An 18,085-nucleotide genomic window follows, 5' to 3' on the forward strand; every position below is an offset into this window, starting at 1 on the left:
CTCAGTGGCTGGCGCGTTTCCAGAAAAACCGCGCCAGCCACGCATCCACGCTCAACTTGCCGGCCCCGGCAAACACCAGCGGCACCAGCGCAGCCAGATAAATCGCCGGCAGCTTGAAGTTGCCGAAGCCCTTGTTGGTGATCGCGTAACCCTGGGCCAGCTCACTCAACGATGACCAGTGCGCCGGCCAGTGCACGGCAGCGGTGGCAACAACGGTCACGACAATCAACGAAATCGCCGAAATCCGCGTGCCGAATCCGATCAGGATGGCCAGCGCGCAGATCAGCTCGGCCCACATCGACAGCTCCCAGTTCAGCGAGGCCGGCAGACGATCGAAGGGAAACGGGAACCGCTCCTGAATGTCTTCGAACCAGTTCTGGCCGTTGAACTTCTCCAGCCCCGATTCGAAAAACTCCCAGGCGATGAACAGGCGCAAGGTCAGCGGCGCGAGCCACTGGCCGGCGCGGTCGAGGTTCCAGTGCAGGCCTTTGACGGCCGACGAGAGAGCTGTGGTCATGGCAAGGCTCCATTCATTCAGGGGAAAGCGGGGCGTGTAAGTGCCCCGTGAAAAGGGTTATTCACCGGCGCCGCACTTGCCTTCGCCGCATTTGCCTTCCGAGGTTTTTTCCGCCGTGTCGGCCTTGGCCTGGGTCTGGCTGTAGCCGTGATCCAGTTGCTTGACGCTGAACGTTTCGGCAGCCGAAGCCGCGTTGGACAGGGCCAGGCCACCGGCAAGCAGCAGGCCGACGGTCAGGGAGGTTTTCGAGCGCTGGGTCATGGTGAATCTCCGATGTGAGAGGTGAGTTCAAAGGCTTGATCGGGGTTGCCGATCGACAGGTTCATTTGAACGTCGGGCTGTATCGCGGATGTGTCGCAAAGGGCCGGATTTGTGCGCGGGATGTGTCGGACCTCGGGCCGTACACACTGCGATACACAGAACCGGTGTGATTCGATCGCCGGGCGCAGCGTCTAGCCACCGTGTCCCCGCAATCCCATGGGGCGAGACTTCGAGACCCGGCATGCAAGCGCTGTTGAACGAGATCCTTGACGCGGTCCGGCCCCTGATCGGGCAGGGCAAAGTGGCTGACTACATTCCCGCCCTCGGCACCGTGCCGGCCAATCAACTGGGCATCGCCGTGTATGGCAACGACGGCGAAATGTATTGCGCCGGCGACGCCGAGACGCCGTTCTCGGTGCAGAGTATTTCCAAGGTGTTCAGCCTGGTGCAGGCCATCGAACATTCCGGCGAGGCGATCTGGGAACGCCTGGGCCACGAGCCGTCCGGCCAGCCGTTCAACTCGCTGGTGCAGCTGGAATTCGAACGCGGCCGTCCACGCAATCCGTTCATCAATGCCGGGGCGCTGGTGGTCTGCGACATCAACCAGTCGCGCTTTGCCGCACCGGCCTTGTCGATGCGTGACTTCGTGCGGCGGCTGTCGGGCAATCCGCAGGTGATGGTTGACGGCAAGGTCGCCGACTCCGAATACCAGCACCGTGCGCGCAATGCGGCGATGGCGTACCTGATGCAATCTTTCGGCAATTTCCACAACGACGTCGAAGCGGTGCTGCGCAGCTACTTCAGCCACTGCGCGTTGCGCATGAGCTGCATCGACCTGGCCCGGGCGTTCTGCTTCCTGGCCAACGACGGTTTCTGCAAACACAGCGGCGAACAGATCCTCACCCGCCGCCAGACCCAGCAAGTCAACTCGATCATGGCCACCAGCGGTCTCTACGACGAGGCCGGCAACTTTGCCTACCGCGTCGGCCTGCCGGGCAAGAGCGGTGTCGGTGGCGGCATCGTTGCGGTGGTCCCGGGGCAGTTCACGGTGTGCGTGTGGTCGCCGGAGCTGAACACGGCGGGCAACTCGCTGGCGGGGATGGCGGCCCTGGAAATGCTCAGTTCGCGGATTGGCTGGTCGGTGTTCTGAGCCCGTGTTGCTTTGCGGGAGGCCAACCTATACATTTTCCGGCCGCCCTCAATATGGTGAATCCGCTCCATGTCTCTCGCGCTCGAACGTCTCGTCGCTGGCACGCCCATCCCTTTCGCCGGTAACCGCGTCACCGTGGTCAGCCCCGAACTGGCCGAGCGTTTCCGACCCGGCGACCACCTGCTGGTGGAGCAGGTGAGTGGCGAGCTGTTGCTGATTCCGGTCGTGGATCAGCAGGCCGCGTCGGTGGCGATCGAGCGTGCAGCGGCGGCGTTTGCCGCGTTGTCTGCGGTGCCGGATGAGGCCATCAGCCGCTTCTTCGATCTGTTCGCTCAACGTCTGGAAAACCCGGACGCCTGGGCGCTGATTGAAACCGCCAACCTCGCCGACATCGAACGGGCCAAGGCGCGCGGTCGTTCCACCACCCGGTTGCTCGCCGACGAGCGCATGCGCCGCGACATGATCGCCGGCCTGCGCGCCTGGCGTGATGCACCGGCCACCCGCGGCGAGGTGATCAGCTGCGTCGAGCATGACGGCTGGAAGGTTGAGCAAGTGGTGTCGCCGCTGGGTATCGTCGCGTTCGTGTTCGAAGGTCGGCCAAACGTCTTCGCCGACGCCGCAGGCGTGTTGCGCACCGGCAACACCGCCGTGCTGCGTATTGGCAGCGATGCGCTGGGTACCGCGCAAGCCATCGTCACCCACGCCCTGAACCCGGCGCTGGCCGATGCCGGTCTGCCGGCGGGTGCGGTGTCGCTGGTGGAGAGCGTCAATCACGCCGCCGGTTGGGCGATGTTCGCCGACCGGCGTCTGTCGCTGGCGGTGGCCCGTGGTTCGGGGCGTGCGGTCAGCCAGTTGGGCAGCATCGCCCAGCAGGCCGGCACCGCCGTCAGCCTGCACGGCACCGGTGGCGCATGGCTGATTGCTGATCGCGATGCCGACGCCACACGCTTCGCCGCCGTGGTGCGCAACTCGCTGGATCGCAAGGTCTGCAACACGCTGAACGTCTGCCTGATCCAGCGCGACCGCGCTGCCGAACTGGTGCCGTTGTTCCTCGATGCCTTGCAACAGGCCGGTGCAGCACGCGGTCAGGGCTGCAAATTGCACATTGTCGAAGGCAGCGAAAGCGTTCTGCCGAGTGACTGGCAGAACGCGACGGTTGAGGTCTATCGCGCCGAGGGTTACCAGACCGAAGCCCTGGCCGAGCCGCTGCCCGAAGCTCAACTGGGCCGCGAGTGGGAATGGGAAGAAACCCCTGAAACCAGCCTGATGATCGTCGACGATCTGGATCAAGCGATTGCGCTGTTCAACCGTTACAGCCCGCAGTTCACGGTGTCGCTGATCAGTGAAGACGCGGCGGTTCAGGAGCGTTTCTACAGCGCGGTCAACGCGCCGTTCGTGGGTAACGGCATTACCCGTTGGGTCGATGGCCAATACGCGCTGAACAAGCCGGAACTGGGGCTTTCGAACTGGGAAAGCGGCCGGTTGTTTGCCCGCAGCGCGATCCTCTCCGGCGACGGTGTGTTCACCGTACGCAGCCGCATGACGCAACTCGATCTGGGCGTAAAACGCTGAACAGAACAACGCCGCGTCCGTCGCAATGACGGGCGCGGCGTTGTGTTTTCAAGCAGCATCGACTGCCTGACCGTACACCGCGCACGTCGACGGTTGCTCGGCCAGCGAGACAAAGGTGCGACGGTCGGCACTCAGCGCGTCGATCGAGCCGGTCTCGATGTCGTACACCCAGCCGTGCAGGTTCAGCAGGCCTTTCTCCTGGGCCAGGCGCACGCTCGGATGCGTCTGGATATTCGCCAGTTGCGCGATCACGTTTTCCCGCACCATCGAACTCAGCCTGGCCGCGTCATTGGCGTGCGGCCGCGATTCGTTGACCACTTTCGCCGACTCGGCGTGTTGCAGCCAGCCGCTGACGGCGGGCAGGTGATCCATGCACTTGCACTGGGCGATGGCGGTCATGGCGCCGCAGTCGGAGTGGCCGCAGATCACGATGTCGGTCACACCGAGCACGGCCACCGCGTATTCCACCGTCGCCGAAACCCCGCCCGGATGCGGGCTGTAGGACGGCACGATATTGCCGGCGTTACGGATCACGAACAGCTCGCCGGGTTCTTGCTGGGTCAGCAGTTCCGGGACGACGCGGCTGTCGGAGCAAGTAATGAACAAGGTGCCTGGGGTTTGGGTCGTCGCCAGGTGTTTGAACAGCTCGGTGCGTTGTGGAAACGCTTCGTTCTGGAACTTCAGGAAGCCTTCGATCAGGTTTTTCATGGTGTAGTCCTCTCAGTTCGAACAGCCGGTGCCGAATTCGCTGTATTGAAGAATGTGTTTTACGCCGTGGCTGTCGAGGTAAGTCATCTCGACCGGCACCACGCCACAGACGTCGGCGACCGGGGTGATGCTCACGACTTCAGCGATATCCAGCGACATGCCGTAGCGATAGGCGACGGCCTCTTCATCAGCCTGGGCCTGGGCGGCAAGGCCGGCGAGCAGGGCCAGGGTCAACAGAATTTTTTGCATGGGGCAGCCTCCAGACAGATGGGGTGACGACTTGGCAATTGAGGTTTGGATGGGCCCGCACGCGGTGTGCGGGCCCGGAGGGATCAGAACGGACGCAGCGGGAGGAACTTGCCGTCGAGGGTGACCACGGCGCGGGAGCCGCCTTCAGGGTCTTCGACTTTCTTGATGTCGAGCTTGAAGTTGATTGCGCTGATGATGCCGTCGCCGAACTGCTCGTGAACCAGCGCCTTCAGGGTGGTGCCGTAGATCTGGATCATCTCGTGGAAGCGGTAGATGGTTGGGTCGGTCGGTACGCCGTCGAGGCTGCCGCGCAGCGGGATGATTTGCAGGGCGGCGACGTCTTCGGCACTCAGCTCAAGTTTGTCGCCGACCACTTCGGCGGCCGCTTTCGGCAATGGATGCTGGCCGAGGAGGGCGGCGGTGACGTAGGCCAGGCTCAGACCGGTACCGTCGGCCAGATCCTGCCACGACAGGTTTTTCTGTGCCTTGGCATCCAGGGCGCGGGTGGTCAGGGCAATGCGGCTGTCGTTGTAGGCTTGGGATTGCATGGTGCTTCTCCTTTCGGGGTTGGCTTGCTGTGTGGGATTGATCTTCTGCCGATTTATCCATAGCGTCCAAGACCGATATACAATGCAAAGCATAAGCACTGCCTATAGATGGAGCGTCCCCATGTTGCTGCGACATTTGCGATACCTGCTGGCCGTGGCCGATCACGGCGGTTTTACCCGGGCGGCCGAGGCGCTGCATGTGTCCCAGCCGACCCTGTCGCAACAGATCCGCCAACTGGAAGAAAGCCTCGGTGTGGATCTGTTTGATCGCAGCTCGCGCTCGGTCAAACCCACGGATGCCGGTCAGGCCTATATCGAATGTGCCCGACGGGTGCTGGTGGAGCTGGAGGCGGGCAAGCGCGCGTTGCATGACGTGAAGGATCTGTCCCGAGGCTCGCTGCGGCTGGCCATGACCCCGACGTTCATGGCGTACCTGGTCGGGCCATTGGTGCGCGATTACGTGGCGCGGTATCCGGGCATTCACCTGGAGATTTTCGAGTTGTCGATGGATGACATCGAGGCCGGGCTGGCGGATGACTCGCTGGATATCGCGATTGCCTTTAGCCCGGTGCGCCATCCGGACATTGAGTGCATACCCGCGTTTGTCGAGACGTTGGGGGTGATGGTCGGGCGTGAACACCCGCTGTATGACAGCTCATCGGTGCTTAAGCCAGATGACATTGCGCAACTGGATTTCGCCTTGCTGGCGCCGGACTTTTTCACGCGCCTGTCGATCGATGAATATTTCCGCCAGCACGGCATCACGCCCAAGGTGCAGATCGAGGTGAATTCGGTGAGCACGTTGCTGGAAGTGATCCGGCATTCGCCGATTGCGACCATGTTGCCGGAGGCGATTGCGACCGAGGACCGGGCACTGCGCCGTTTGCGTATCGAGAGCGAGGCGCCGCAGCGGGGAGCGGCGTTGTTGCGGCGCCAGAATAACTATCACAGTGCGGCGGCTGAGGCGTTCATGAAGCTGGTGCTGGAAACCCGCTCATGAACATGGTTTACGATCAATAAAAAGGGCCTGCGTCTTTATCGGACGCAGGCCCTTTTGTTTATCGAACTTTTAACTTAGCAGAACCGGTCAATCACCCGAACTTCGTTTTTGTTCTGCATCGAGTCCCACGCCTGTTTCAGCGTCTGCAGAACATTACCGATGAAGTCCTTGTCGGCCGCGGCTTTCTTGCCGACATAGCCGTGGCCGCGGCGGTACATCTTCAGACGGGCCAGCAGGTTCTGGTTGTTCCGGTCGAACTCTTCTTCACCAGCATGGGGCGACAGGCAGTCGATATGGACCTGACCCGACTTGCTGATCCACAGAATATGGCTGTCGTGGCTGTCTTTTTGTGCCGCGAACATACGAGCCAGTTCTTCGATAGTAGGTTGATTGTTCAGATTCATGATATTGCCCCTTGACCAGTCTGGTGATCTTTCAAAGTTGATTCGCTAATACAGGTAGCCCATCGGTTAGTTGATCCCTGGCACCGAAACCAGGACGTCAGCGGTCGCCCGTGTGAAGCACGGGGTCATGCGTCTGTTGCATGTAGTCGTGTTGAATAACTGCTACGCAATAGCGTCACAACGAGGAGAAGCAGCGAAAACCGGGAGGCTCCTTGACGACGTTTTCAGTGTCGACCACAAGCGTCTTGAGAATTTTCGCCAGCGCTTCTCGTCCTTGTACTGGACGTTCAGGCCAGGTCAGCTTCTTCAATCTGCCTTGTGGGCAGCGTGTATCCGGAAAAAACAGCTCGGCGGTCAGACGAGCTTGCTCAAGCGTGTTGCCAGTGCTCCCGATCGGGGAGACGTCTGCATCATGCAAAAGCCCAACGACGCCGTCAACGGTTTTGTAGTGATTATTTTTGCTCACTACATATTGTCGGACAAAGTCATTCTGGAATGAAAAAAGGGAACTTCAGGCAGCGGGAGAAAGGCTGCGCAGGCAGTAGAACGTGCAGGGATAGCCGTCCACGGTTTTTGTCTGGCGGGTAAAGTCGCCGCCGCTCAGCTCGGGGATGAGTCGGGCCCAGAACCGCTGTGCAGGCAGGTTGGCGTCGACATGGAAAATCTGCCATCGACCGGGCAAGTGGCTCAAGAGGGCAGAAGCGACAAACTGCGCGACGCCTTGGCCACGCCAGCGCCGGCTGACGAAGAAATAGCCGATGTTGTAGTCGGCGCCTTCGATGAGGAGGTGGTCATCCACGGTCACGAACCCCGCCAGCTCATCGTCGACGTGGATCAGGAACGGCCGGGTTGCCGGCTGGCGCCAGTAATCGTCCTCCAACTGGATCGGGAAGAAACCATGCCCGCCGAGCTTCAGCGGCAGCCACTGGCTGAAGTCATAGGTGTAGAACTGCATCAGGTTTTCGAGGGTGTCCAGTTCGTCGCGCCGGGCGACGCGCAGTTCGATGACAGACATGCCGCTGCCTCCTGACCATCACTACGGAAACAGTAGCGCGCAGCGGGCTAGTTGGCTGCCGGTTTCGCCGCGCGCTTGCTGGTCCCGGTGGTTTTGCGCCGTGTGGTCTTGCGCTTTTTCTTCCACGGCGCAGCGGCCTTGCCGGCGGGCGGCGGGCCGCTGATGGTCAGGCTCAGCCCAGCACAACGAGTCACTTGCTTGCTCATCCACGCCGCCTGTTTGGTGACGAATTCTTCAAGACTCATCTCGCCGCTCTGCACCATGTCCAGCGCCTGCTCCCAGATCGCCGTGGTGCCGGGGTCGGCAATCGCGCGCGGCACGGCGTCGATCAGGCTGAACGCAGCAGGCGTGGCGGACAGCGCCTTGCCGTTCTTCACCAGATATCCGCGATCCAGCAGCCCTTGAATGATCGAGGCGCGGGTGGCTTCGGTGCCGATGCCGGTGGTGTCCTTGAGTTTCTGCTTGAGCAGCGGATCTTCCACCAGTTTGGCGACGTTCTTCATTGCCTTGATCAGGTCGCCTTCGGTGTAGGGCTTGGGCGGTTGCGTCCACAGGTCCTTGAGCTTTACGTCAGCAATCGCACACTCGGCGCCTTGGGTCAGTGGCGGTAGCGTTTGCGGCGCGGGGGCTTCACGGCCCTTGGCGGGGGCCAGCGCTTCGGGCAGTGCGCGTTTCCAGCCCGGCTCGATGATCTGCTTGCCGACCGCGCGCAAGGCTTGCCCGGCGCAATCGAAATCGGCCTGGGTGCGGTCGTATTCGTGATTGGGCAGGAACTGCGCCAGGTACCGCGCGCGAATCAGCGTGTAGACCGCGCGGTGCTTGCCGGTCAGGCGCTCCAGATTTTTCGCGGCAGCGGTCGGAATGATGCCGTGGTGAGCGCTGACCTTGGCGTCATTCCACGCGCGGGAGCGGCGCTGTGGCTCCAGATGCTCGCGCAAGGTTTCCAGACTCTGATCGGCCTGACGCAGCGCCGCGAGAATCCCCGGCGCCTCGCTGTGCTGGCTCAGGGGCAGGTAGCCGCAATCGCTGCGCGGGTAGGTGATGACCTTGTAGGTTTCATAGAGGGCCTGGGCGATGTCGAGGGTTTCCTGGGCGCCGAGGCCGAGTTTCTTCGAGCAGACTTCCTGCAAGGTGCCCAGATCGAAGGGCAGGGGCGCCACCTCACGCATGCGCTCGGTGCGCAGCTTGACCACCCGGGCGCTGGCAGCGCTGCCGATTGCGGCGGCCGCTTGCCGGGCGAGGGCCTGATTGAGGCAGCGATCCTGATCGTCACAGGCATCGTTCGGTGCACGCCATTGCGCGGTGAACGGCGTGCCTCCGTGCAACAGTTGCACGTCGATGGCCCAGTACGCGACCGGCACGAAATCGGCGATGCTGCGGTCGCGATCCACCACCAGTCGCAGAGTCGGTGTCTGCACCCGGCCCACCGGCAGCACGCCTTGATAGCCTGACTGCCGGCCGAGCAGGGTGAACAGGCGACTCATGTTCATCCCGATCAGCCAGTCCGCCCGCGAGCGCCCCAATGCCGAGTGATACAGGCTGAAGGTCTCGGCGCCCGGTTTGAGCGTCGCCAACGCCTTGCGAATCGACGCTTCGTCCAGCGCCGACAGCCACAAGCGGCGGATCGGCCCGCGATAGCGGCAATGCTCGACCAGTTCCCGGGCAATCATCTCGCCCTCACGGTCGGCGTCGGTGGCAATGATCAGTTCGCTGGCTTCGCCGAGCAGGCGCTTCACCGCCTTGTACTGGCTGGCGGTACGCGGCTTGACGGTCATTTTCCACTTGTCGGGGATGATCGGCAGGTCGGCCAGCACCCAGCGCTTGTAGCGAGCGTCGTAAGCGTCCGGTGGCGCGGTTTCCAGCAGGTGGCCGATGCACCAGGTCACCGTGACATCCGTTCCCAGCCAGCAGCCGTCACCCCGACGCTTTGCGCCGAGCACGGCCGCAATGTCTTTGGCCTGGGAGGGTTTTTCACAGAGGTACAGCCGCATAACCACCGTCGTCGATCATTGCCCGAAGAGGCGCACAGGATGGCCTGACTCGGGCGATCGGGCAACTTTTATCTGTATGGATATACAGATAAAAGGATTGCCGTTCATGACCGCGCGCGTCGGGACAAACCGGGACGCTATCGAGAAATTGATTAGCGCCCTCGTTGGCGGCTGTGGCAGGTTCAATCTGCCTACCAGGGCGAGTGACAGGACGATCTCGCCAGAAGATCGCCGCTTTTCTGTCTGACACTGACTCTTTAAAAACAAGGACGTACACCATGCCTCAACCTTCCTCCCAGACCAGCAGCGCCTTCACCGCGGTCGACACCTTCAGCCACCTGTATGACCGGGGCACCGGAACCGTCAACGGCAAGCCGTCGTTCACCGCCGACCAGGCCGCCGACGAAATCCTGCGCAAGGGCATGTCGTGGCAGGACAAGAATGCCGACGGCAAGATTGATCTGACCTACACCTTCCTGACCGACAAGCCGTCGAACTACAACCCGAAACTCGGCAACTTCAGCGAGTTCAGCGCCCAGCAAAAGGCCCAGGCCGTGCTGGCGATGCAATCGTGGTCGGACGTGGCCAACGTGACCTTCACCGAAGGCAAGGGCGGCGACGGTCACATGACCTTCGGCAACTACGACGTCAGCACCGGTGGCGCGGCGTTCGCCTATTTGCCGCAGGGCAGCAGCTACGACGGCCAGTCGTGGTACCTGATCAACGATCAGTACCAGGTCAACAAGACCCCGGACACCAATAACTACGGGCGTCAGACCCTGACCCACGAAATCGGCCACACCCTCGGCCTGTCGCACCCGGGCGCCTACAACGCCGGCAACGGCAACCCGACCTACGGTGACGCCAAATACGCCGAAGACACCCGTGGCTACAGCCTGATGAGCTACTGGAGCGAAGCCAACACCGATCAGAACTTCAGCAAGGACGGCAGTGGTGCCTACGCCTCCGCGCCGTTGCTGGACGACATCGTCGCGGTGCAGAAACTCTACGGCGCCAACGTCGAAACCCGCGCCGACAACACCGTGTACGGCTTCAACTCCAACACCGATCGCGATTTCTACAGCGCCACGTCGAACACTTCCAAAGTGGTGTTCTCGGTGTGGGATGGCGGCGGCAACGACACCCTGGATTTCTCCGGCTTCAGCCAGAACCAGAAGATCAACCTTAACGAAGGTTCGTTCTCCGATGTCGGCGGGCTGGTGGGCAACGTGTCCATCGCTCACGGCGTGACCGTGGAAAACGCCATTGGCGGCTCGGGCAATGACTTGCTGATCGGCAACGCGGCGGCCAACGACCTGATCGGTGGCGCGGGCAACGACATCCTCTACGGCGGTGGCGGCGGTGATTCGCTGTGGGGCGGTGAAGGCGCGGATACCTTCGTGTTCGGCGCGGCCAGCGACTCGACCATGACCGCGCCGGACTGGATCATGGATTTCACCAGCGGCCTGGACAAGATCGACCTGTCGGGCATCGCCGGGTTTGCTACCGGCGCGGCCACGCTGAACTTCGTCAGCGGCTTCACCGGGCATGCCGGCGACGCGATCCTTACTTACTTCGAACAGACCAACCAGACCAGCCTGATGATCGACCTCACGGGCCAGGGTTCGGTGGACTTCGCCGTGGGTGTGGTGGGGCAGGCCGTGGCGAGCGATATCGTCGCGTAATCTGAGCGTGAAAAAACCGCAGTCCTTCACAGGCTGCGGTTTTTTTTGTTTTCGGATATCACTCTATGACAGTGGAGTCCGCTACTGCTCGGTTTCGAGGATCGAAGCGGCGGATGTATTACGTACTCTGGCAAACCACCAGAGAGCCGTCACGCCCAGCAGCGTCGCCATTACGGCCAGGATCAGGATTACACGTTGCGCTCCCAACGGCGCAGCGAGCAGCGCAACCAACAGACCGGCCAGCGGTTGCGACAAGTTGTTGAGCAGGGTGATCACGCCCACGGTCTTGCCGAAGTCCTGAGGGGGAATGACTCGCTGGCGAATGCTGCGCATGTAGACGTTGAACATTTTGTCGAAGCCGACAATCAGCAGGAAACCCAGTACATAACCCGTCAGGTTCGGGCTCAGGGCACTGATGAAGGCGCCGGCGGCGAGCATCGTATAGGCAACCCCACCCAGTACGCGCAACGGCAATACCACCCGGGCGAGGAAAAACAGAATCACGATGGTGGTCACCGCACCAGCCGCTTGCAGCACAGCGTAGTCGTCCTTGCCGGCGCGGTACTGACCGAGCACCATGGCCGCCGAAGTGGCCAGGGTAACCCCGACAATCAGGTTGACCCCCACTGCCAGCGTGATGATTTTTTTCAGCGCCGCCCGTTCGCGGATATGCCTGAAAGCGATGCGCAGAGGCTGCAGCCAGATGTCCTGATGCTGCTCGAACACCTCCAGGGTGTAAGCGGAAAAGCCGTTCGGCTGCGAACCTGACGAGATTTGCCCGCATGGGTTATACCTGAACCGGTGCTTTCGCCGCCGTCAGGAGAAACCGATGAAAACGTCCGGTCCCAGTCCCGTTATCACCATCGCCGAGCAGCCAGGCTGCCTGCTTGTGAAATTTCACGGTATACAGGTTGCCGCGTCGGCCCGAGCGCTGGTGCTGCTCGAAGCCAATTACCCGCCGGTCTACTACATCCCCCGCGAGGACATCGACGAAAAATATTTCGCCCGCACTGATCACACCACCTACTGCCCGTACAAGGGCGATGCCAACTATTTCAGTCTGCAAGTGCCGGGACATGAGAGCGCGAACGCGGTATGGACGTATGAAAATCCGAAGATTTCGGTGAGTCAGATCAAGGACTATGTGGCGTTTTATCCCGATCAGGTGAAGTTTGAATTGCTGGAGGCGGAGGTTTGAGATCCAGCCGTGTGGCGAGGGCATTGCGCCCCCGCCACACGTCTATCAATCAGTTCTTGTCGAGATCGATATTCTTCGTCTCACGCAGACAGATCATCCCCACCACCAGGCTCACCCCGGTTATCAGCACCGGATACCACAGCCCATAGAAGATATCCCCGGTGTACACCACCAGCGCGAACGACACGGTTGGCAGAAAACCGCCGAACCAGCCGTTGCCGATGTGGTACGGCAGGGACATTGAGGTGTAGCGGATGCGGGTCGGGAACAGTTCGACCATCAGCGCCGCGAGCGGGCCGTAGCACATGGCGGAGATGATGATCAGGCCGACGATCAGGGCCACGATCATCGGTTTGTTGATCTGCTGCATGTCGGCCTGTTGCGGGTAGCCGGCGAGGGTGATGGCGCCGCGCAGGGCGGCTTCGTCGAAGCCGTCGAGTTTCACATCGCCGACGCTCACTTGCACCGTGCTGCCCGCCGGGGCGGCGACGCTGGAGTAGGGCAGGCCTTGCTTGACCAGGAAGGTCTTGACCTTGTCGCACGGGCTGTCGAATTTGGCCTTGCCCACCGGATCGAACTGGAAGGTGCAGGTCGCCGGGTCTGCGACAACGGTGATCGGCGCCTGCTGGCTGGCGCGGTCGATGGCCGGGTTGGCGTAGTGGGCCAGGGATTTGAAGATCGGGAAGTACAGCGCGGTGGCCAGCAGCAGGCCGAGCATCAGCACCGGTTTGCGCCCGACCTTGTCCGACAGCCAGCCGAAAATGATGAAGAACGGCGCGCCGATCACCACGCTGATGATCAGCAGACTGTTGGCCACCGCCGGGTCCATTTTCAGGAACTGGGTAAGGAAGAACAGCACGTAGAATTGCGCCGCATAAAAGGTCACCGCCTGGCCGGCGTTGATGCTGAACAGGGCGATCAGCACGACCTTGAGGTTTTCCCATTTGCCGAAGGATTCGCGGATCGGCGCCTTGCTGGTCTTGCCTTCCTCTTTCATCTTCAGATAGGCCGGCGACTCGTGCAGGCTCAGGCGAATCCAGGTGGAAATGCCCAGCAGCACGATCGACAGCAGGAACGGAATGCGCCAGCCCCAGACTTCGAACTGATCGCCGGTGAAGTAGCGGCAACCGAGCACCACCAGCAGCGACAGCAGCAGACCGAGGGTGGCAGTGGATTGAATCCAGCTGGTGTGGAAACCGCGTTTGCCGATCGGCGCGTGTTCGGCCACGTAAGTCGCAGCACCGCCGTATTCGCCGCCGAGGGCCAGGCCCTGAAGCATGCGCAGCACCACCAGAATGATCGGCGCCGCGATGCCAATGCTGGCGTAGGTCGGCAGCAGGCCCACGGCGAACGTCGCCACACCCATCAGGATGATGGTCGCGAGGAAGGTGTATTTGCGCCCGATCATGTCCCCCAACCGACCGAACACCAGCGCCCCGAACGGTCGCACGATGAAGCCTGCGGCGAACGCCATCAGCGCGAAGATGAACGCGGTGGTGTCGTTGACCCCGGCGAAAAACTGCTTGCTGATGACCGCCGCCAGGGCGCCGTAGAGAAAGAAGTCATACCACTCGAACACCGTCCCCAGAGACGAGGCGAAGATGACCTTTCGGGTATCGGGGCTGGCATCCGTGCTGCGCACGGCGTCCAGAGGCTGAACGTGTTCTGACATATCGGTATCCCTCACAGTGATTGTTTTTGTTGTTTCCACTGGTGTTGCGTGTCCGGGTGATGCGCGATGTCTACAGGGTGTGGGCCATTTCCGTTTTCGGTGTGATGTTCCTTGGTCCGGGGTTGAGAATCAGCTGTGCCGCTTTTTCAGCAATCATCAGCGTAGGCGAACAGGTATTACCTGAGGTAATGCGCGGCATGATCGACGCATCGGCAATCCGCAGCCCCGCCACCCCATGCACGCGTAATTGCGCATCGACCACAGCATTCGCGTCGTTGCCCATGCGGCAGGTGCCGACCGGATGGAAAATCGTCGTGCCGATCTTCGCCGCCGCTTGGTGCAGTTGTTCTTCGGTTTGCAGGCTGGCACCGGGCAGGTATTCCACCGGGTTGAAGGCTTGCAGGGCCGGGGCGCTGACGATGCGCCGGGTCAGGCGGATCGCGTCGGCGGCCACGCGCAAGTCTTCGGGATGGCTGAGGTAATTGGGCTGGATCAGCGGCGCGGTTTGCGGATCGGCGGAACGAATCTCGACCCGGCCCCGGCTCTGCGGGCGCAAATCACACACCGACGCGGTGAACGCGGGGAAGCTGTGCAACGGTTCGCCAAAGCGCTCCAGCGACAGCGGCTGCACGTGGTATTCGAGATTGGCCGAGGTCTGTTCCGGCCCGGAGCGGGCAAACGCGCCCAGTTGACTCGGCGCCATCGACAACGGCCCGCTGCGGTCATACAGATAACGCAGGCCCATGCCCATCTTGCCCCACACGCTGCCGGCGATCTGGTTGAGGGTGCGGGCGTTTTCCAGTTGGTAGATCAGCCGCAGTTGCAGGTGATCCTGCAGATTGGCGCCGACGCCCGGCAGCTCATGCACCACACCGATGCCGAGCTTTTCCAGCAGTGGCCGCGGGCCGATTCCGGAGCGCTGCAGAATGCTCGGCGAGCCCACGGCGCCGGCGCACAACACGATCTCCTTGCGCGCCTTGAAGTTCTTTTGCTGACCCTGCCAACGGGTACTGACCTTCGAGGCACGGCCGTCTTCGAACAGAACACGATCCACTTCGACTTCAGTCAATACCGTGAGATTGGCCCGATTGCGAATCGGCTTCAGAAACGCCTTCGCCGCGTTCCAGCGCACGCCGGCCTTCTGATTGACCTGAAAGTAGCCGCAACCCTCGTTGTCGCCCTGGTTGAAGTCATCGATGCTGGCGATTCCACTCTGTTCGGCAGCGCTGCGAAAGGCATCGAGAATCGGCCACGACAGACGCTGGCGTTCGACGCGCCATTCGCCCTGGTCGCCATGAAACGCCGCCGCGCCGGCGAAGTGGTTTTCACTCTGCTTGAACAGCGGCAGCACATCGTTCCAGGCCCAGCCCGGATTGCCTTCTGCAGCCCAGCCGTCATAGTCGTTGGCCTGGCCGCGCATGTAGATCATGCCGTTGATCGACGAACAGCCGCCCAGGACTTTGCCGCGCGGATAACTGAGCGCGCGGCCATTGAGGCCTGGTTGTTCTTCGGTCTTGAAGCACCAGTCGGTGCGCGGATTGCCGATGCAGAACAGGTAACCCACGGGGATATGAATCCACGGATAGTTGTCGCGCCCGCCGGCCTCCAGCAACAGCACGCGCTGCCGGGGATCGGCCGACAGCCGATTGGCCAGCAAACACCCGGCCGGCCCGGCGCCGACCACGATGTAATCGAATTCATCGAGGGAAGCCTGCATTCCCTGACCTCGCTTATTGTTTTTGTTGTCGGTCATCCTAGTTGTTAGCTTTCGTCAAAAGAATGTTAGTTTTTGCGCAGCCGCTGTGCGTTTTCAAACAGCGCTCCCTGACGATAGCCGACAAGGACACGCCATGTTCGACTGGAACGACCTGCGATTCTTTCTCGAGTTGCAGCGCAGCGGCCGCTTGTTGACCGCTGCCCGCCGCTTGAACACTACGCACGCCACCGTTGCCCGGCACATCGAGGCCATCGAAAAAAGCCTCGGCACCGCGCTGTTCGTCCAGCACGCCCAGGGCTACGAAATGACCCCGGCGGGGGAGGCGCTGCTCAAACACGCCGAAGCCATGGAAAACGTCGCGCTGCTGGCTCAGGAAGAGATCACCCAGTCCACGGCGCCGCTGGGCAAGATCCGCGTTGGCGTCACCGAAGGCTTGGGCATCATGTTTCTCGCCAGTCGCATGATCGGGCTGTTCGAGCGCTATCCGGGTCTGGAAGTGGAACTGGTGGCGGTGCCGCGCTTCGTCAGCATCCTCAACCGCGAGGCGGAAATCAGCATTCATCTGGAACGGCCGGCGGCGGACATGCTGGTCACTCGCAAACTCACCGATTACCGGCTCGCGCTCTATGCCAGCCGCACCTATCTCGACCATGCGCCGCCACTGCGCAGCCGCGAAGATCTAGGCCGGCATGCGTGGATCGGCTATGTCGATGATTTGCTGTTCAGTCAGGAACTGATGTTCCTCAACAGTTTCTGCCGCAATCCACGGGTGGTGTTTCACAGCACCAGTGTGATTGCCCAGCAGCAGGCGGCGCGCTCGGGGCTGGGGATTGCGGTACTGCCTTGCTACATGGCGGCGTCGGACCCGGAGCTGGTGGCGCTGCTGCCGGATGAAAGCATCGAGCGCAGTTACTGGATCAGTACGCGGCGCGAGTTGCACAAGTCGGTGCGATTGCGGGTGGTCTGGGATTACGTCGTGGGTTTGTGTGAAGGCGAGCGCGAGTTATTGATGGGGCAGTAACGGACGGCTGTTTCATGCAACTAAAACGCCCGGCAAAAGGTCATTCGATTTGCGGAGGTTGAGTCATTTCGCAGAACCTCGACAACGAAGACGTTACCCGTGGCCACTCACCTCGATCGCCGTAACAACCTGTCTCTCGACAGCCTGAATTTCTTCCTCGCCGACGTGCGTGACGGGCTCGGTCCCTATCTGGCGATTTACCTGCTGGCGGTTCACCACTGGGAGCCGGCGAGCATCGGACTGGTGATGACGATGGCCGGGATCGCCGCGCTCATCACGCAGACCCCGGCAGGCGCACTGGTCGACAGCACGCGCTTCAAACGGGCGCTGATCGCGATTGCTGCGCTGGTGGTCACCGGGAGTTGTCTGCTGCTGCCGTTTGTGACGTCGTTCAGTCTGGTGGCCCTGACGCAGGCGATCAGCGCCGTTGCCGCTTCGATCTTCGCGCCCGCCATCTGCGCGATCACGCTTGGCATCACCGGGCCGCGCGCCTTCACGCGAAGGACCGGGCGCAACGAAACCTTCAATCACGCCGGCAACGCCTGCGCCGCGTTGCTGGCCGGTTTGTCCGCGTACCTGTTCGGTCCGGTCGCGGTGTTTTATTTGATGGCGGTCATGGCGCTGGCCAGCGTGATTGCCGTCTCGTTCGTATCGGCCGACGCCATTGACCATGATCTCGCCCGAGGCCTGGAACCCAGCAAAACGGGGCAGGGCAAGCAGCCTTCGGGCTTGTCCGTATTGCTGACCAACCGACCGCTGCTGATGTTCGCGATTTGCTGCGCACTGTTTCATCTGGCGAACGCGGCGATGTTGCCGCTGGTGAGTCAGAAACTGGCGCAGGCCAATCTGCAGATGGCCACGCCGCTCACGTCCGCCTGCATCGTCACGGCACAACTGGTGATGGTGCCGGTCGCGCTGCTGGTGGGGGCGAAGGCCGATCCTTGGGGCCGCAAGCCGTTGCTGTTGGCGGGGTTTCTGATCCTGCCGTTGCGCGGCGTGTTGTATGTGCTGTCGAACGATCCTTGGTGGCTGGTTTCGGTGCAGTTGCTCGATGGCATCGGCGCGGGGATCTTCGGCGCGCTGTTTCCGGTGGTGGTGAAAGACCTGACGCAGGGGACCGGACATTTCAATGTCAGCCTCGGGGCGATTTCGACGGTGTTTGGTTTGGGGGCGGCGTTGAGCAACAGCCTGGCGGGTATCGTGGTTCAGGAGGCGGGATACAGCGCTGCGTTTTTGACGTTGGCGGCGGTGGCGATGGCGGCGCTGGTGCTGCTTTGGGTGGCAGTGCCGGAGACGGTGTCGGGTGCCAATGCCCATTCGATGGCACTGCAAAACGAGGCGCCACCGATGGTTGCGCCTTGACTCAACGGTCGCAGA

Annotated in this window: 18 protein-coding genes and 1 pseudogene; 8 read left to right on the forward strand and 11 right to left on the reverse strand. The window is 61.8% G+C overall.

Going from position 1 to position 18,085, the window contains the following annotated elements; genetic code table 11:
* Window position 1 precedes the first annotated feature (1 nt).
* Window positions 2-517, reverse strand: coding sequence for a DoxX family protein (locus tag ACKJSM_RS21495; RefSeq protein WP_410238770.1), 516 nt, complete (start codon window positions 515-517; stop codon window positions 2-4).
* A gap of 57 nt (window positions 518-574) precedes the next feature.
* The gene (locus ACKJSM_RS21500; protein WP_236177707.1) at window positions 575-778 is read right to left on the reverse strand and encodes a hypothetical protein; all 204 of its coding nucleotides are present in this window, start codon (window positions 776-778) and stop codon (window positions 575-577) included.
* A gap of 241 nt (window positions 779-1,019) precedes the next feature.
* Between ACKJSM_RS21500 and glsB the strand changes: the two genes are divergently transcribed.
* Window positions 1,020-1,928, forward strand: coding sequence for a glutaminase B (gene glsB / locus ACKJSM_RS21505; protein WP_410238771.1), 909 nt, complete (start codon window positions 1,020-1,022; stop codon window positions 1,926-1,928).
* Between the two features lie 69 nt (window positions 1,929-1,997).
* A complete protein-coding gene (locus tag ACKJSM_RS21510) occupies window positions 1,998-3,500 on the forward strand; it encodes an aldehyde dehydrogenase family protein (protein WP_410238772.1) in 1,503 nt (500 codons plus the stop codon).
* 48 nt (window positions 3,501-3,548) lie between these two features.
* Here ACKJSM_RS21510 and ACKJSM_RS21515 read toward each other — a convergent pair whose 3' ends face one another.
* The 3 genes from ACKJSM_RS21515 to cynS all read right to left on the reverse strand — a co-directional run bounded on the left by ACKJSM_RS21515 (window position 3,549) and on the right by cynS (window position 5,005).
* Window positions 3,549-4,208 (reverse strand): carbonic anhydrase, encoded by a 660-nt coding sequence (locus ACKJSM_RS21515; RefSeq protein WP_039767103.1) that lies wholly within the window; start codon window positions 4,206-4,208, stop codon window positions 3,549-3,551.
* 12 nt (window positions 4,209-4,220) lie between these two features.
* Entirely contained in the window at window positions 4,221-4,457 is a 237-nt protein-coding gene (locus ACKJSM_RS21520) for a DUF2790 domain-containing protein (protein WP_236177709.1), read from the reverse strand.
* 83 nt (window positions 4,458-4,540) lie between these two features.
* Window positions 4,541-5,005 carry a cyanase gene (gene cynS / locus ACKJSM_RS21525; RefSeq protein ID WP_011334741.1) on the reverse strand — a complete coding sequence of 155 codons (465 nt, stop codon included), beginning with the start codon at window positions 5,003-5,005 and terminating at the stop codon, window positions 4,541-4,543.
* A gap of 121 nt (window positions 5,006-5,126) precedes the next feature.
* Here cynS and cynR point away from each other — a divergent pair, with 121 nt between their 5' ends.
* Complete coding sequence (cynR, locus tag ACKJSM_RS21530; RefSeq protein WP_410238774.1) at window positions 5,127-6,005, forward strand: transcriptional regulator CynR; 879 nt, start codon at window positions 5,127-5,129, stop codon at window positions 6,003-6,005.
* 74 nt (window positions 6,006-6,079) lie between these two features.
* On the opposite strand, the gene ACKJSM_RS21535 is transcribed toward cynR, so the two are convergent.
* Window positions 6,080-6,409 carry a hypothetical protein gene (locus ACKJSM_RS21535; protein ID WP_047293552.1) on the reverse strand — a complete coding sequence of 110 codons (330 nt, stop codon included), beginning with the start codon at window positions 6,407-6,409 and terminating at the stop codon, window positions 6,080-6,082.
* Between the two features lie 127 nt (window positions 6,410-6,536).
* Here ACKJSM_RS21535 and ACKJSM_RS21540 point away from each other — a divergent pair, with 127 nt between their 5' ends.
* Window positions 6,537-6,908 carry a hypothetical protein gene (locus tag ACKJSM_RS21540; protein WP_410238775.1) on the forward strand — a complete coding sequence of 124 codons (372 nt, stop codon included), beginning with the start codon at window positions 6,537-6,539 and terminating at the stop codon, window positions 6,906-6,908.
* A gap of 12 nt (window positions 6,909-6,920) precedes the next feature.
* On the opposite strand, the gene ACKJSM_RS21545 is transcribed toward ACKJSM_RS21540, so the two are convergent.
* Window positions 6,921-7,424: a GNAT family N-acetyltransferase gene (locus tag ACKJSM_RS21545; RefSeq protein WP_339487951.1), complete on the reverse strand. Its 504-nt coding sequence runs from the start codon at window positions 7,422-7,424 to the stop codon at window positions 6,921-6,923.
* A gap of 47 nt (window positions 7,425-7,471) precedes the next feature.
* Complete coding sequence (locus ACKJSM_RS21550) at window positions 7,472-9,415, reverse strand: DNA topoisomerase III (RefSeq protein WP_410238776.1); 1,944 nt, start codon at window positions 9,413-9,415, stop codon at window positions 7,472-7,474.
* Window positions 9,416-9,693: 278 nt separating this feature from the next.
* Here ACKJSM_RS21550 and ACKJSM_RS21555 point away from each other — a divergent pair, with 278 nt between their 5' ends.
* The gene (locus ACKJSM_RS21555) at window positions 9,694-11,100 is read left to right on the forward strand and encodes a serralysin family metalloprotease (RefSeq protein ID WP_410238777.1); all 1,407 of its coding nucleotides are present in this window, start codon (window positions 9,694-9,696) and stop codon (window positions 11,098-11,100) included.
* Between the two features lie 81 nt (window positions 11,101-11,181).
* On the opposite strand, the pseudogene ACKJSM_RS21560 reads toward ACKJSM_RS21555, so the two are convergent.
* Window positions 11,182-11,838 (reverse strand): annotated as a pseudogene (locus ACKJSM_RS21560) (MFS transporter); the annotation flags it as partial.
* A gap of 91 nt (window positions 11,839-11,929) precedes the next feature.
* On the opposite strand from ACKJSM_RS21560, the gene ACKJSM_RS21565 reads away from it, so the two are divergent.
* On the forward strand, window positions 11,930-12,298 hold the full coding sequence (locus ACKJSM_RS21565) for a DUF427 domain-containing protein (protein ID WP_410238778.1): 369 nt from the start codon (window positions 11,930-11,932) through the stop codon (window positions 12,296-12,298).
* Between the two features lie 49 nt (window positions 12,299-12,347).
* On the opposite strand, the gene ACKJSM_RS21570 is transcribed toward ACKJSM_RS21565, so the two are convergent.
* Window positions 12,348-13,970, reverse strand: coding sequence for an MFS transporter (locus ACKJSM_RS21570; protein ID WP_410238780.1), 1,623 nt, complete (start codon window positions 13,968-13,970; stop codon window positions 12,348-12,350).
* Between the two features lie 70 nt (window positions 13,971-14,040).
* A complete protein-coding gene (locus ACKJSM_RS21575; protein ID WP_410238781.1) occupies window positions 14,041-15,687 on the reverse strand; it encodes a GMC family oxidoreductase in 1,647 nt (548 codons plus the stop codon).
* A gap of 133 nt (window positions 15,688-15,820) precedes the next feature.
* On the opposite strand from ACKJSM_RS21575, the gene ACKJSM_RS21580 reads away from it, so the two are divergent.
* Window positions 15,821-16,708 carry a LysR family transcriptional regulator gene (locus ACKJSM_RS21580; protein WP_410238782.1) on the forward strand — a complete coding sequence of 296 codons (888 nt, stop codon included), beginning with the start codon at window positions 15,821-15,823 and terminating at the stop codon, window positions 16,706-16,708.
* Window positions 16,709-16,807: 99 nt separating this feature from the next.
* A complete protein-coding gene (locus ACKJSM_RS21585) occupies window positions 16,808-18,070 on the forward strand; it encodes an MFS transporter (RefSeq protein WP_410238784.1) in 1,263 nt (420 codons plus the stop codon).
* Window positions 18,071-18,085: the final 15 nt, after the last annotated feature.

Source organism: Pseudomonas sp. PHC1 (assembly GCF_046487845.1).
Classification (GTDB): Bacteria; Pseudomonadota; Gammaproteobacteria; order Pseudomonadales; family Pseudomonadaceae; genus Aquipseudomonas; species Aquipseudomonas sputi.

What these genes read in the sequence shown, in the direction of transcription:
- ACKJSM_RS21495 (WP_410238770.1), bottom strand. Translation starts at nt 517, where the DNA reads ATGACCACAGCTCTCTCGTCGGCCGTCAAAGGCCTGCACTGGAACCTC.
- ACKJSM_RS21500 (WP_236177707.1), bottom strand. Translation starts at nt 778, where the DNA reads ATGACCCAGCGCTCGAAAACCTCCCTGACCGTCGGCCTGCTGCTTGCC.
- glsB (WP_410238771.1), top strand. Translation starts at nt 1,020, where the DNA reads ATGCAAGCGCTGTTGAACGAGATCCTTGACGCGGTCCGGCCCCTGATC.
- ACKJSM_RS21510 (WP_410238772.1), top strand. Translation starts at nt 1,998, where the DNA reads ATGTCTCTCGCGCTCGAACGTCTCGTCGCTGGCACGCCCATCCCTTTC.
- ACKJSM_RS21515 (WP_039767103.1), bottom strand. Translation starts at nt 4,208, where the DNA reads ATGAAAAACCTGATCGAAGGCTTCCTGAAGTTCCAGAACGAAGCGTTT.
- ACKJSM_RS21520 (WP_236177709.1), bottom strand. Translation starts at nt 4,457, where the DNA reads ATGCAAAAAATTCTGTTGACCCTGGCCCTGCTCGCCGGCCTTGCCGCC.
- cynS (WP_011334741.1), bottom strand. Translation starts at nt 5,005, where the DNA reads ATGCAATCCCAAGCCTACAACGACAGCCGCATTGCCCTGACCACCCGC.
- cynR (WP_410238774.1), top strand. Translation starts at nt 5,127, where the DNA reads ATGTTGCTGCGACATTTGCGATACCTGCTGGCCGTGGCCGATCACGGC.
- ACKJSM_RS21535 (WP_047293552.1), bottom strand. Translation starts at nt 6,409, where the DNA reads ATGAATCTGAACAATCAACCTACTATCGAAGAACTGGCTCGTATGTTC.
- ACKJSM_RS21540 (WP_410238775.1), top strand. Translation starts at nt 6,537, where the DNA reads ATGCGTCTGTTGCATGTAGTCGTGTTGAATAACTGCTACGCAATAGCG.
- ACKJSM_RS21545 (WP_339487951.1), bottom strand. Translation starts at nt 7,424, where the DNA reads ATGTCTGTCATCGAACTGCGCGTCGCCCGGCGCGACGAACTGGACACC.
- ACKJSM_RS21550 (WP_410238776.1), bottom strand. Translation starts at nt 9,415, where the DNA reads ATGCGGCTGTACCTCTGTGAAAAACCCTCCCAGGCCAAAGACATTGCG.
- ACKJSM_RS21555 (WP_410238777.1), top strand. Translation starts at nt 9,694, where the DNA reads ATGCCTCAACCTTCCTCCCAGACCAGCAGCGCCTTCACCGCGGTCGAC.
- ACKJSM_RS21565 (WP_410238778.1), top strand. Translation starts at nt 11,930, where the DNA reads ATGAAAACGTCCGGTCCCAGTCCCGTTATCACCATCGCCGAGCAGCCA.
- ACKJSM_RS21570 (WP_410238780.1), bottom strand. Translation starts at nt 13,970, where the DNA reads ATGTCAGAACACGTTCAGCCTCTGGACGCCGTGCGCAGCACGGATGCC.
- ACKJSM_RS21575 (WP_410238781.1), bottom strand. Translation starts at nt 15,687, where the DNA reads ATGCAGGCTTCCCTCGATGAATTCGATTACATCGTGGTCGGCGCCGGG.
- ACKJSM_RS21580 (WP_410238782.1), top strand. Translation starts at nt 15,821, where the DNA reads ATGTTCGACTGGAACGACCTGCGATTCTTTCTCGAGTTGCAGCGCAGC.